General features: G+C 49.6%; 12 protein-coding genes. 3 read left to right on the top strand and 9 right to left on the bottom strand.

Features of this window, described 5'->3' with window-relative positions:
* Positions 1-612 (top strand): inorganic pyrophosphatase, encoded by a 612-nt coding sequence (locus tag IT781_RS01860; protein WP_194968428.1) that lies wholly within the window; start codon positions 1-3, stop codon positions 610-612.
* A gap of 65 nt (positions 613-677) precedes the next feature.
* Here the strand turns inward: IT781_RS01860 and pckA are convergent, their stop codons facing one another.
* From pckA to IT781_RS01830, 6 genes are all read right to left on the bottom strand, one after another.
* A complete protein-coding gene (gene pckA / locus IT781_RS01855; protein WP_194968427.1) occupies positions 678-2,258 on the bottom strand; it encodes a phosphoenolpyruvate carboxykinase (ATP) in 1,581 nt (526 codons plus the stop codon).
* 269 nt (positions 2,259-2,527) lie between these two features.
* Entirely contained in the window at positions 2,528-3,817 is a 1,290-nt protein-coding gene (gene mtaB / locus IT781_RS01850) for a tRNA (N(6)-L-threonylcarbamoyladenosine(37)-C(2))-methylthiotransferase MtaB (RefSeq protein WP_194968426.1), read from the bottom strand.
* Positions 3,818-3,821: 4 nt separating this feature from the next.
* A complete protein-coding gene (locus IT781_RS01845; protein ID WP_194968425.1) occupies positions 3,822-5,051 on the bottom strand; it encodes a spore maturation protein in 1,230 nt (409 codons plus the stop codon).
* Positions 5,052-5,273: 222 nt separating this feature from the next.
* On the bottom strand, positions 5,274-6,638 hold the full coding sequence (gene purB / locus IT781_RS01840) for an adenylosuccinate lyase (RefSeq protein ID WP_194968424.1): 1,365 nt from the start codon (positions 6,636-6,638) through the stop codon (positions 5,274-5,276).
* 92 nt (positions 6,639-6,730) lie between these two features.
* Complete coding sequence (mnmA, locus tag IT781_RS01835; protein WP_194968423.1) at positions 6,731-7,822, bottom strand: tRNA 2-thiouridine(34) synthase MnmA; 1,092 nt, start codon at positions 7,820-7,822, stop codon at positions 6,731-6,733.
* A complete protein-coding gene (locus tag IT781_RS01830; protein WP_194968422.1) occupies positions 7,815-8,276 on the bottom strand; it encodes an NUDIX hydrolase in 462 nt (153 codons plus the stop codon). The genes mnmA and IT781_RS01830 overlap by 8 nt, the downstream gene beginning before the upstream one ends.
* 254 nt (positions 8,277-8,530) lie before the next feature.
* On the opposite strand from IT781_RS01830, the gene clpS reads away from it, so the two are divergent.
* Both clpS and clpA read left to right on the top strand, forming a co-directional pair.
* Positions 8,531-8,854 carry an ATP-dependent Clp protease adapter ClpS gene (clpS, locus tag IT781_RS01825; RefSeq protein WP_027157262.1) on the top strand — a complete coding sequence of 108 codons (324 nt, stop codon included), beginning with the start codon at positions 8,531-8,533 and terminating at the stop codon, positions 8,852-8,854.
* Positions 8,855-8,870: 16 nt separating this feature from the next.
* Complete coding sequence (clpA, locus tag IT781_RS01820) at positions 8,871-11,141, top strand: ATP-dependent Clp protease ATP-binding subunit ClpA (protein ID WP_194968421.1); 2,271 nt, start codon at positions 8,871-8,873, stop codon at positions 11,139-11,141.
* Between the two features lie 38 nt (positions 11,142-11,179).
* On the opposite strand, the gene infA is transcribed toward clpA, so the two are convergent.
* The 3 genes from infA to aat all read right to left on the bottom strand — a co-directional run bounded on the left by infA (position 11,180) and on the right by aat (position 12,889).
* Positions 11,180-11,398, bottom strand: coding sequence for a translation initiation factor IF-1 (gene infA / locus IT781_RS01815; RefSeq protein ID WP_020157601.1), 219 nt, complete (start codon positions 11,396-11,398; stop codon positions 11,180-11,182).
* A 91-nt stretch (positions 11,399-11,489) separates the two neighbouring features.
* On the bottom strand, positions 11,490-12,197 hold the full coding sequence (locus tag IT781_RS01810; RefSeq protein WP_194968420.1) for an arginyltransferase: 708 nt from the start codon (positions 12,195-12,197) through the stop codon (positions 11,490-11,492).
* A complete protein-coding gene (aat, locus tag IT781_RS01805; RefSeq protein ID WP_194968419.1) occupies positions 12,197-12,889 on the bottom strand; it encodes a leucyl/phenylalanyl-tRNA--protein transferase in 693 nt (230 codons plus the stop codon). The genes IT781_RS01810 and aat overlap by 1 nt, the downstream gene beginning before the upstream one ends.
* Between the last annotated feature and the right edge of the window lie 59 nt (positions 12,890-12,948).

Genomic DNA, 12,948 nt, shown 5'->3' with positions numbered 1-12,948 from the left:
ATGAACAGCAAATACAAAGCACATCCCTGGCATGGCATTAGTCCTGGCGATAATGCGCCGACCACTGTGACGGCATTTATCGAAATAGTGCCGACCGATATGGTCAAGTATGAAATCGACAAGGCCAGCGGTTATCTTAAAATCGACCGGCCGCAGAAGTTTTCCAATACGGTGCCGACGCTATACGGCTTTATTCCACAGACTTTCTGTGCCGAAAAAATTGCCGAGTTCGCAGGATTAAAATCCGGTAAAACGGTCATTAAAGGCGATGGCGATCCATTGGATATTTGCGTGTTCAGTGAGCGTACGATAACGCATGGCGACATTCTTGTGCCGGCCATTCCTATCGGCGGATTTCGCTTGCTTGATAAAGGCGAAGCCGACGACAAGATCATCGCAGTTATGGAAGATGATGAGTTTTATAGGCAGTGGCGTGATGTATCGGATTGCCCCGAATCTTATATTAATCGCCTGAAGCATTATTTTCTGACGTACAAAAATCTTCCTGATGAAGACAGCGTCAGCGAGATAGTCAATATTTATGGACGGGACGAAGCGCAAGAGGTGATCAGAAAGGCCATGGAGGATTATAAAAATCATTTCGGCCATTAAGCTGTTTTTGCGTCAAAGCCGGGGCGATGAGATCGCCCCGGCTTTAAAAGTTTAATGCAGCTATATCAGATGTGCGGACCGGCTTTGGTGAAGTCGAAATCATCACCGGCGCTGATGTATTTTTTGAAGTTTTCGATGAACATGCCAGCCAGTTTTGCTGAAGTCGCATCGAAAGCCTCTTTATCAGCCCAGGCATCGCGTGGGTTGAGTCGGGCATCATCGACGCCCGGCAATTCCTTGGGAATGAACAGGCCGAAGTAAGGGATTTTGTTAAACTCGGCATTGTTGATGCTGCCGTCCAGAATCGCATTGATACAGGCACGGGTCGCTTTAATGCTCATGCGCTTGCCGATCCCGTAACCGCCGCCGCTCCAGCCGGTATTGACCAGATAGGCGTTAACGCCGTGCTTTTCCATTTTTTCGCCGAGCAGTTTGGCGTAGACGGTCGGGTGCAACGGCAGAAAGGCCTCGCCAAAACAGGCAGAAAAAGTGGCCTGAGGTTCGATAATGCCGCGCTCGGTGCCTGCAACCTTGGCCGTATAGCCGGACAGGAAATAGTACATGGCCTGGTCTTTGGTCAGGCGGGATACGGGCGGCAGAACGCCGAACGCGTCGCAGCTCAGGAAAATGATATTTTTCGGCAGGCCCGCCCTGAGCGTCGGCTCATGGTTTTCGATATGCTCGATAGGGTAGGAGACGCGCGTGTTTTCCGTTTTGGAGCTGTCGAAGAAATCAACCACGCCGTCTTCGTCATACACGACGTTTTCGAGCAGGGCTTTGGGCTTGATGGCGGCGTAAATTTCCGGTTCGTTTTCCGGAGACAGGCCGATGCATTTGGCGTAGCAGCCGCCTTCGAAGTTGAAAATGCCTTCATCGCTCCAGCCGTGTTCATCGTCGCCGATCAGCTTGCGTGCAGCATCGGTCGATAAAGTGGTTTTGCCGGTGCCCGACAGACCGAAGAATAAAGCCACATCGCCGCTTTTGCCGACATTGGCGCTGCAATGCATCGACAGGATGCCGTTCAGCGGCAGCCAATAGTTCATCATGGTGAAGATGCCTTTTTTCATCTCGCCGCCGTACCAGGTGCCGCCGATGATGGCAATGTTCTTTTCGATGTTGAAAATGCAGAAGACTTCAGAATTGAGGCCATGCTTCTGCCATTTTTCATTAGTCATGTTGCTGGCGTTATAGACGCAAAAATCGGGCGCGAAATGCTCGAGTTCCGATTCGTCGGGACGGATAAACATGTTTTTGACAAAATGCGACTGCCAGGCGAATTCGGTAATGAAACGCACGGATTTGCGCGAGTGCTCATTGGCGCCGCTGTAACCGTCGGTTACATAAATATCCTTGCCGGAAAGATAATCGATGACGTCCGCATAGAGTTCATCAAAAACCTCGGCCGAAACAGGCTGATTGATTTTGCCCCAGGCGATATGCTCGCTGGAGGGAAGTTGCTGGACAAAATACTTGTCCTTTGGCGAGCGTCCGGTAAATTTGCCGGTATCGACCATCATAGTCCCATTGCTTGATTCCTTGCCCTCGTTTTTATCGACTTCATGGGCATGCAAATCAGCGTAGCTGAGATTACGATAAACGGTACCAACGCTCTTCAATCCCAAACTTTCTGGGCTCAATCCACTCATTAAAACCTCTCAAAGATGGTTTTTTCCACCATCACTAAATAATTAATGTCTAAACTGGTCTTGTTAGTCAGCCACAACAACTTTTTTGCTAAAGGATTGAGAAGCAATTGAAAGCCTCCCTTCATTGATGTCCCCAAGGTGCTAAAATCAGTAGAGCAGGATCTAATACCGCTGCATGTTGAGCTATAAATAAATGATATCTCATTTTAACTTAAAGCTAAACTCCCGGATTAAGGCGGCTCAAGCTGTATTCACGCTTGTTCAAGCAATTATTCGGCAAGTTGGGCAACAAGATAATTTTCGGCAACCGCTGTCAATCTGGCTTTAATAATTTGATTCTCAAGCGATTCGTCCTGATTGATCACGCAGCCTACGCGCAGATAATTGGGCGTATAGCCAAACACCCGTTTTTTGCCGGCGTCGAGTTCTTCACTATAGCCTTCCCATAACACCGGAAACGAATGGCCGACATTGGCTTCGAAAAACTGCCGTTTCATGGTGTCGGCCAATTCATGAAGCTGTTGGCTGCGCTGCTTTTTGACTTCATTAGACAGTTGATCGGGCAGTGTAGCAGCTTTCGTGCCTTCGCGCGGCGAATACGTGAAGATATGGATATGGCCGAAACCGGTCTGCTTGATGAAATCGAAGCTGTCCTGCCATTCCTGTTCGGTTTCGCCGGGAAAGCCGACGATGATATCGGTCGTGATGTTGAAGTGCGGTATTCGCGCGCGCAACCTGTTCACGATGGCGGAAAACTCGTCGGTTTTGCAGCGCCGCGCCATGCGTCTGAGCACCGGATCCGAACCGCTCTGCAAGGGCAGATGCAAGTGCGGCATCAAACGCGGATTATCGAACAGCGCATAGAAATCATCCGACAATTCCCACGGTTCCAGAGAGCCTAATCGCAAGCGAGGGATAGCCGTTTCGGCCAGGATGGCTTTTATCAGCTCTGACAGATTGTTGCCCAGATCGCTGCCGTAGCCGCCCAGATGCACGCCAGTCAGGATGACTTCGTCGATGTTCTGGCTGTGCAGCGCGTTGATTTCATCGATCACGTCCGCGACAGGCCGGCTGCGCTCGACGCCGCGTGCGACAGTCACAATGCAGAACGTGCAGCGGTAGCGGCAACCGTCCTGAACCTTGACAAAGGCTCGCTGCCGGCCGCGTGTGAACAGGGAAATCTCTCCCGGTTCGGTCGACATGGCCGGCATGCTGTCCATGTTGAGCGTGGTCAGAGTTTTTTCGACCAGCAGATCCTTATCCTTGTTGCTGACGACCAGATCGACGCCCATTAACTGCGCTGCTTCATCTTCGTTCAAAGTGGCGTAGCAGCCGCTGACGACCAGCTTGGCTGCTGGATTGTCCCGGTGTATGCGTTTAATCAGCTGGCGCGATTTTCTGGCGGCGTCCTGCGTCACGGCACAGGAGTTGATGACGACCAGATTGGCGGCTTCCGCCTGCCGCGTTATCTGATGGCCGGCTTTTTGAAAAGCCTGAGCCCAAGTTTCCAGTTCCGCTTCGTTAAGACGACAACCGAGCGTTTTGAGGTGGATATTCATAAAATCAGCCAAAGAACCAATAGGCAATAAAAATGGCGGCCATAATGCCCGCAAAATCCGCTATTATCCCACAAGCGGCGGCATGACGGATATTTTTGATGCCGACTGCGCCGAAATAAATGGCCAGCACATAAAAGGTCGTTTCCGTGCTGCCTTGTACGATCGATGACAGACGGCCGGCAAACGAATCGGCGCCCATCGTTTTCATCGTATCGATCATCATGGCCCGGGCGCCGCTGCCGCTGAATGGCTTCATCAGCGCAGTGGGCAGCGCATCGATAAAGCGGTCGTCGATCATGAATAAAGAAGTCAGATAGCGCGCCAGGTCTGCCAATAAATCCAAAGCGCCGCTGGCCCTGAATACGCCGATGGCGACCAGCATGGCAACCAGGTAAGGAATGATGGTAATCGCAGTCTGAAAGCCTTCTTTGGCGCCGTCGATAAAAGCTTCGTAAGCATTGATGCCTTTATGGATCGCGCCGAGAATAAATACGACAACCAGCGTGTACAGAATGACATTGCTCATCAAGGCCGATTGCTCGAGCATCTGCTGCTGGGGCAGGCTTGAAAAATAACTGATGATGCCGGCTACAAGCAAGGTAAAGCCGCCCAGGTAAGCCATGACGACTTTATCGAGCAGATTGATTTTCTGCACGAATGCCACGGCAAGTAGGCCGCCCAGCGTCGACATGTAAGTCGCTAATAAAATCGGGATGAAAACATCGGTCGGATTAACGGCGCCCAATTGCGCGCGATAAGTGAAAATCGTGACCGGAAACAGCGTGACCCCCGCGGTATTGATAACCAGAAACAGTATTTGCGCATCGCTGGCCGTGTCGGGATGCGGATTCAGCGTTTGCAGTTCCTTCATGGCTTTGATGCCCATCGGTGTAGCGGCGTTATCCAGTCCCAGCGCATTGGCCGAGATATTCATGACGATGGCGCCCAGCGCAGGATGGTCTTTGGGGATGTCGGGCATCAAACGGCTGAATAGCGGCGTCAGTCCTTGCGTCATTAACTGGATGAATCCGCTGCGTTCGCCGATGCGCATAATGCCCAGCCATAAGGCCAGGACGCCGGTAAGGCCTATTGAAATTTCAAATGCCGATTTCGACAAGCTGAACATCGCGGTCATGATTTGCGCAAAAACCTGTTGGTCTCCCAGGAAGAGCAGTTTAAACAGCGCAGTGAAAAACGCGGCGACGAAAAAGAAAATCCAGATGATATTGAGCACGGCAGGACAGTGTGAGTAATAACTGCGTGCTATTTTAATGCGGGAAAGCCGTGGTTGTCTTGCCGGGAATAAAAGAGGGCTGTGCCAGGAGCGGCGACACAGCCAGGAAGTCTGATTGTCGAGTTAGCCTAACAAGGGAGAAAGTTAACCTGTATGACAATCGCGTTCGATTATCTCGAAAATTATTGAATCATGCTGTGAGCCGTCTCACAAAATTGATCATTAAATGTTTCTGGCCAGTTTTTCGGCATAGCCGGTGTAATTGCGGGGCGTTAATTCCAGCAACGCTGTCTTGGCTTCAGCCGGTATGTCCAGGCTTTCAATGAAGGTCCGAAGCTGCTCTGGCGTAATGCGCTGGCCGCGGGTCAGCTCTTTTAATTTTTCATAAGGTTTTTCAATGCCGTAACGGCGCATGACGGTTTGAATCGGCTCGGCCAGCACCTCCCAGTTGGCATTCAGATCGGCTTCAATGGCTTCGGCATTGATCTGCAGCTTGGAGATGCCTTTCAGGCTGGCCTGTATGGCGATGCTGGTGTGAGCGATGCCGACGCCGATATTTCTGAGTACGGTTGAGTCGGTCAAATCGCGCTGCCAGCGGGAAACCGGCAATTTTTCGGCCAGGAATGAGAACAGGGCATTGGCAATGCCTAAATTGCCTTCCGAATTCTCAAAATCGATCGGGTTGACTTTGTGGGGCATTGTTGAGGAGCCGATTTCGCCGGCAATCGTTCTTTGGCGGAAATAACCCAACGAAATATAACCCCATACATCACGGTCGAAGTCGAGCAGAATCGTATTGAAACGCGACAGCGCGTGGAAAAATTCGGCAATATAATCGTGCGGCTCGATCTGGATCGTATACGGATTCCATTGCAGCCCTAAGGATTCGACGAAGTTCTTGGAAAATTCAGCCCAATCCACATCAGGGTAAGCCACGGCATGGGCATTGTAATTGCCGACGGCGCCGTTGATTTTGCCTAATAAGGCAACAGCTTCCAGTTGCTCTTTCTGGCGCAGCATGCGCGCGGCCACGTTGGCGAATTCCTTGCCGGTCGTGGTCGGGCTGGCGGATTGGCCGTGCGTGCGCGACAGCATGGGTTGGCCGGCCGTTTCCACGGCGATAGTCTTGATCGCATTGATGCAGTCGGTGATTTGCTTGGCAATGACTACACGGCCTTCTTTCAGCATTAGCGCGTAAGACAGGTTGTTGATGTCTTCCGAAGTACAGGCAAAATGAATGAATTCGCTGACTTTTTCCAGCTCGGCGTGGCCGGCTATTTTTTCTTTCAGTAAGTACTCAACAGCTTTGACATCATGATTGGTGGTTTTCTCGATGTCTTTGACGCGCTGCGCATCGGCTTCCGAAAAGTTATCAACGATGCTGTTCAATAATTGGTTGGCGGAATTGCTTAGCGGGCTGACTTCAGTAATCTGCGGGTGAGCAGCCAGTGCCTGCAGCCAGCGCACTTCAACTTGCACGCGAAAACGGATCAGGCCGTATTCACTGAAAATAGGCCTTAATTCTTTCACTTTATCGGCATAGCGGCCGTCAATGGGAGAAATAGCGGTAAGAGCAAAATTAGTCATGAGTTAGTCCGGATGTTTTTGATATTTTGTCACGACGAAGCCATGCCGATGCTTGGCGGCAGCATGGCTTCGCACTGAATAAACTTTAGATATTATTCATTGGCTTTGGATTCAATAATGCCGCCGCCGAGGCAGATTTCCCCGTCATAAAAGACGACGGACTGGCCTGGTGTAATGGCTCGCTGAGGCTGGTCGAAAACCGCTTTGCAGCGGTCGTTGCCGATAGGCTCCAGGCGGCAAGACTGGTCCGGCTGCCGGTAGCGCGTTTTGGCGCTGCAGCGCATCGGCTGGGTCAACGGCTTGTTGCTGCACCAGTCCAATTGGCTGGCTTCCAGCACATTGTGCAGCATCAACGGATGATCGTGGCCCTGGCCAACGACAAGAACATTGTTTTCAAGGTCTTTTTCGAGCACATACCACGGCTCGTCCGGCGCGTCTTTAACGCCGCCTATGCCAAGGCCCTGGCGTTGCCCGAGGGTGTAATACATCAAACCTTGATGCCGGCCGATATATTGGCCTTCCGGCGTGCGCATTTCACCGGGCTGGGTCGGCAGATACCGTTGCAGGAACTCCTTGAATTTGCGTTCGCCAATGAAGCAGATGCCGGTGCTGTCTTTTTTCTTGTGATTGGCGAAACCGGCCTTTTTGGCCATGGCCCGGATTTCGGTTTTGTGCAGATGACCGATCGGAAACAAGGTGCGCGACAGCTGTTTTTGCCCCAGCGTATAAAGAAAATAACTTTGCTCTTTGCCGGGATCGAGTCCTTTCAAAAGAAAGTATTCGCCGTTTTTTTCGCTGACGCGGGCATAGTGTCCCGTGGCAATGTATTCGGCACCCAGATCCTCGATCGCATAATTCAGGAAAGCTTTAAATTTGACGTGTTTGTTGCAGAGGATATCCGGGTTGGGCGTGCGGCCTGCCTGGAATTCGGACAGAAAGACTTCAAACACTTCATCCCAGTATTCGGCGGCAAAATTGATGGTTTTTAATTCAATGCCCAGCTTGTCGCAGACCTGTTGCGCGTCAGCGAGATCCTGCATGGCTGTGCAGTATTCGGTGCCGTCATCTTCTTCCCAGTTTTTCATGAATAAACCGGTTACCTGATGGCCTTGTTCCAGAAGTTGTAACGCTGTTACGGATGAATCGACACCGCCGGACATGCCGACGATTATGTTTTTACGCATGATCAAGATCGAGAAATGATTGTAGTAATGATAAGGAGTGACGCTGCCCGCTCAGGTATTCATCCACGCTGATAAGCACCAAAGGGCTGCGCAAATGATGCTCTCTGGCGGCTATTTCGTCGCGGGTCAGCCAATGGGTGCCAATAATGCCGTCATCCAGTTTCTGGCTTGGGTTGTGCGAATGGCATAGTCCTGAAAAGCAGATTCTGATGAAACTTGGAAATTCCGGGTTCTTTCGCCAAAGTTGAATCGCTACGATGTGTTCGGGCTCAAAAAACCAGGCAGTTTCTTCATGAACTTCACGTTTGACGGCCGTGATCAAATCCTCTCCCTTTTCAAGATGGCCCGCAGGCTGATTGAATTGAATGCCATTGGAGGTTTCTTCTTCAACAATTAAAAAACGATTGTTCTGTTCAATCACGGCAGCAACTGTGACGTGTGGTTTCCAAACCATCGATGAATTCCAGCTGTAAAAAATGCTATTTTACTTGATTTGGCTATATTATGTTTGTAAAGATTTTTGAACTCTACTGATGAAATAAGTCAAACGGGTGTCGCAAGCGTTTCCCGGAGATATCGGTTAATGCTTGAGAATAAACTTTTCGCTAGTCGGAAAGAACGGATGTATTTTGTTATGTTTAGAGTTGAAATTTACTGATATTGGCACTATGGTTAAGCTCTTAAAATACTTTTATTATTTTCGTTGATATGTCTGATTTTGATCCATCTAAAGATAACGATGACGGTTTGGTTGTTCAGGAAGCCAAGCCCAAGTTAAAACGGCCACCTTTATACAAAGTTATCCTGTTAAATGACGATTTTACACCGATGGACTTTGTAATTGAGATTCTAATGGATTTTTTTGCTATGTCTGAAGAAAAAGCGACGCAGGTGATGTTGCAAGTGCATACGCAGGGTGTAGGTGTGTGTGGCACGTATTCTAAAGATGTTGCTGAAACCAAGGTGTATATAGTCAACGAATATTCACGTGAACATCATCATCCATTATTGTGTTCAATGGAAGAAGCATAGGTTGGAGAGATAAATTATGTTAAGTAAAGAACTTGAAATTACATTGAATCATGCTTTTAAAACTGCGCATGAAAAGCGACATGAATTTATCACGGTTGAGCATTTGCTGCTGGTGCTACTCGATAACGCTTCCGCAGAACCTATTCTGAGAGCATGTGGATGTGATATCAAGTTGCTGCGCGCGCAGTTGACTCAATTCATTGATGAGACCATGTCGTTGATTCCGGAAGGCGTCCAACGGGAAACTCAGCCTACTTTGGGATTTCAACGAGTCCTGCAGCGCGCGGTTTTTCATGTGCAGGCATCGGATAAGAAAGAAGTTTCCGGAGCCAATTTGTTTGTAGCCCTGTTCAGCGAACAGGATTCTCATGCGGTTTATCTGTTGAACAAACAGGACATATCCCGCCTGGATGTGGTCAATTATCTGGCTCATGGCATTTCAAAAGTGGATCAGGAGAAAGATTCTCCCGATGAGCGGACATCGGAGGTTGGCAGTTCTGATCCTGACGCTTCAGGCAGTCCGCTGGACAAATATGCCGTCAATCTCAATGAAGAGGCTCTGAGAGGCCGGATAGATCCGCTGATCGGACGAGAGCTTGAGGTTGAACGAACCATTCAGATACTTTGCCGCCGCCGTAAAAATAATCCTTTACTGGTAGGCGAGGCGGGTGTTGGTAAAACGGCCATCGCGGAAGGTCTCGCGAAAAGAATTGTCGAGGAGAATGTCCCTGAAGTTCTGCTGAACAGTACCATTTACGCGCTGGATTTGGGGGCTCTGGTTGCCGGCACCAAATACAGGGGCGATTTTGAAAAACGCCTCAAAGCTTTGGTCAGTCAGTTAAAGAAAGAGCCTGATTCGATTTTGTTCATTGATGAGATTCATACCATTATTGGGGCAGGATCTGCTTCGGGCGGCGTCATGGATGCTTCCAATCTGATCAAGCCGGTGCTGGCTTCCGGCCAGTTGCGCTGTATCGGGTCTACCACTTATCAAGAATACCGAGGCATTTTTGAAAAAGATCATGCACTGGCGCGCAGATTTCAGAAAGTCGATATTGCCGAGCCTTCCGTCGAGGACACTATTCTCATTCTAAAGGGACTTAAATCCCGCTTTGAGGAGCATCACGAGGTGAAATATTCCGCTGAGGCCTTGCGTCTGGCTGCGGAATTATCGGATCGCTATATCACGGACCGGCATTTGCCCGATAAAGCCATCGATGTCATTGATGAAGCGGGTGCAAGACAGCGTATGATGACCGAGACTGATCGCAAAGAGGTTATTGATGTCGCTGAAATTGAAGAGATTGTTTCAAAAATAGCCAGAGTTCCTGCGAAATCCGTTTCTTCCAGCGATATAGATAAGCTGGCAAATCTGGAGAAAAACCTGAAAATGCTGGTTTTCGGCCAGGACGAGGCAATCTCGGCATTGGCTTCGGCGATAAAATTATCTCGCGCAGGTTTGCGTGAATCGCAAAAAACCATTGGCGCCTTCCTGTTTGCAGGGCCTACGGGCGTAGGTAAAACCGAAGTGACGCGGCAACTGGCCAAAGTGTTGGGCGTCGAGCTGATCCGTTTCGACATGTCCGAGTACATGGAACGTCATACGGTTTCCAGATTGATCGGTGCGCCTCCCGGTTATGTGGGCTTCGATCAGGGCGGTTTGCTGACCGAGCAGGTGACCAAGCATCCGCATGCCGTATTGCTGCTTGATGAGTTGGAAAAAGCCCATCCGGACGTGTTCAATCTGCTGCTGCAAGTCATGGATCACGGTTCATTAACCGATAATAACGGACGCAAAGCCGATTTTCGCAACATCATCCTGGTGATGACCACGAATGCCGGAGCGGAAGAGGGCAGTCGCGCCTCCATCGGCTTCACCCAGCAGGATCATGCCAGCGACAGCTTGAAAGTGATCGAAAAAGGCTTCTCGCCTGAGTTCCGCAACCGTCTGGACGCCATCATCCAGTTTAAACCGCTGGATATCTCAGTTGTCGGGCATGTGGTCGACAAGTTCATCTTTGAACTCGAAGCCTTGCTTGCAGAAAAGCATGTAACGCTGACGCTGGAGCCCGATGCCCGGTTGTGGCTGGCTGAAAACGGCTGTGATCCCAAAATGGGAGCGAGACCTATGGCGCGCTTGATTCAGGAAAAAATCAAGAAACCTCTTGCTAATGATTTGCTATTCGGCAAGTTGGCGCACGGAGGCGATGTGCGGATTTACGTGGAAAACAATGAGCTTGCCTTTGCTATAGAAAGCAGAGAGCTAAGCGTGCCGGAAAACAGCTAATAAATCAGGACGCATGCGCTGTCCCATGAACAATGGGATTAGCGCATGCGGAATGTGATGCGGCCTTTGGTTAAGTCATAAGGCGTCATTTCAACCTTGACTTTATCTCCGGTGAGGATACGGATGTAATGTTTGCGCATTTTTCCGGAAATATGCGCTGTCACAATGTGACCGTTTTCGAGTTCAACGCGGAACATGGTATTCGGAAGGGTGTCAATCACTTTGCCTTCCATTTCGATTTGATCTTCTTTTGCCATCTGTTTTGGTCCAGGTAATATAAAGCCGCCAATGATAACATAAGCTTGTTTTTAACAACAAACGTGTATATCGAAATGGGGCTTTATTTGTCTAAAGGGATAATTCAGTCCAACAATTTTTACTAAATAACTGTAAAGGCTGATATTCACTCTTGTAAGACATTTTTTTACAGTCTTTTATCCAGAAGCCCAGGTATAAATATTCCCGCTGTTGGCGTCTGGCCTGCTCGATCTGCCATAACACGGCGTAAACGCCGAGGCTGTAACTTGAAAGTTCGGGATCAAAAAATGTATAAACAGCCGATAAGGCATTATCAAGGTAATCAACTACCGCTATACCAGCCAGCCGGTTATTGATCGAAAATTCCACGAAACGAGTATCGCACCACGAACTGCTCAGAAAACTGAGGTACTCATCGGGACTGGAATGCGCCATGGAGCTATCATCGTGCCTCATTTTCTGATAGTGCATATACATATCGTAATGCTGTTGTTCAAAAACAGGCGGTTTAACCGTAACTTGAGTCTGGCTGTTCTTTTTCAGGCAGCGCTTCTGGGCCCTGTTGGCCTTGAATTGGTTGACCGCCAGCCTTGCCGGGATACAGGCAGAGCATTGAAGGCATTTTGGAACATAGACCTGATCGCCGCTACGGCGAAAGCCTTGCTCTATCAGTAATGAATAGATAGGCGTAGTCAATTGAAATGTCGGGTGCACGAACGCGGACTGCGCTTGCTCCCCATCCAGATAACTGCAGTCATATTCCTGAGTCAGAAATAGCGGGATAGAAATTGTTGTCATCAAAGTTTCCAGGCGGATTTATTGGCGGCAGTATCGCAATATTGATTAAGCAACTCTACAAAATAAGCTCGGTCAATTTCCTGGGCGCCCAGGCTTTCCAGGTGGCGGGTATGCACCTGGCAGTCTATTAGTTGATAATCCCATAATTTAAGCTGTTCGACCAAACTGACAAAAGCTATCTTGGAGGCATCAGTCATGGTATGAAACATGGATTCGCCAAAAAAAACCTGGCCCAGGGCGACGCCATATAATCCGCCAACCAGCGAGCCATTAAACCAGGCCTCTACAGAGTGAGCAAAGCCGAGCCGGTGCAGTTCGCTGTAAGCCTCGGTTATTTCATCCGTTATCCAGGTGCCCGAACTGTCTTTCCGGAGCGCCGCGCAGGCATTGATGACTTTATCAAAAGCCAGGTCGAAAGTTACCGAGAACTTGTTTTGCCGCAAAGTCTTGCGCAAGCTGCGGGAAACGATCAGCTTGTCTGGGAATAAGACCAGTCGAGGGTCTGGCGACCACCAGAGTATAGGATCTTCAGGGTTATACCAGGGAAAGATTCCGTTTCGATAAGCTTTGAGCAGTCGTGTTTTTGACAGGCAGCCGCCTACTGCAAGCAAGCCGTCGGGATCCCGTAGTGCCTGGCTCAATGACGGGAAGTCTTCATACGGATTATTCGGATCTAGAATTGTCAGTTGCATAATGCGGACAGAAGGCGCCAGGCGGGAATTTTCGCCTGGTGCCTTCGCGTTTTTGCATA

The sequence above is a fragment of the Methylobacter sp. BlB1 genome, from assembly GCF_015476545.1.
Taxonomy (GTDB): Bacteria; Pseudomonadota; Gammaproteobacteria; order Methylococcales; family Methylomonadaceae; genus Methylobacter.
This window is presented reverse-complemented; position numbering and strand designations above follow the sequence as displayed.

Coding starts and splice junctions, on each gene's coding strand:
- IT781_RS01860 (WP_194968428.1), top strand. CDS start 1: ATGAACAGCAAATACAAAGCACATCCCTGGCATGGCATTAGTCCTGGC.
- pckA (WP_194968427.1), bottom strand. CDS start 2,258: ATGAGTGGATTGAGCCCAGAAAGTTTGGGATTGAAGAGCGTTGGTACC.
- mtaB (WP_194968426.1), bottom strand. CDS start 3,817: ATGAATATCCACCTCAAAACGCTCGGTTGTCGTCTTAACGAAGCGGAA.
- purB (WP_194968424.1), bottom strand. CDS start 6,638: ATGACTAATTTTGCTCTTACCGCTATTTCTCCCATTGACGGCCGCTAT.
- mnmA (WP_194968423.1), bottom strand. CDS start 7,822: ATGCGTAAAAACATAATCGTCGGCATGTCCGGCGGTGTCGATTCATCC.
- IT781_RS01830 (WP_194968422.1), bottom strand. CDS start 8,276: ATGGTTTGGAAACCACACGTCACAGTTGCTGCCGTGATTGAACAGAAC.
- clpS (WP_027157262.1), top strand. CDS start 8,531: ATGTCTGATTTTGATCCATCTAAAGATAACGATGACGGTTTGGTTGTT.
- clpA (WP_194968421.1), top strand. CDS start 8,871: ATGTTAAGTAAAGAACTTGAAATTACATTGAATCATGCTTTTAAAACT.
- infA (WP_020157601.1), bottom strand. CDS start 11,398: ATGGCAAAAGAAGATCAAATCGAAATGGAAGGCAAAGTGATTGACACC.
- IT781_RS01810 (WP_194968420.1), bottom strand. CDS start 12,197: ATGACAACAATTTCTATCCCGCTATTTCTGACTCAGGAATATGACTGC.
- aat (WP_194968419.1), bottom strand. CDS start 12,889: ATGCAACTGACAATTCTAGATCCGAATAATCCGTATGAAGACTTCCCG.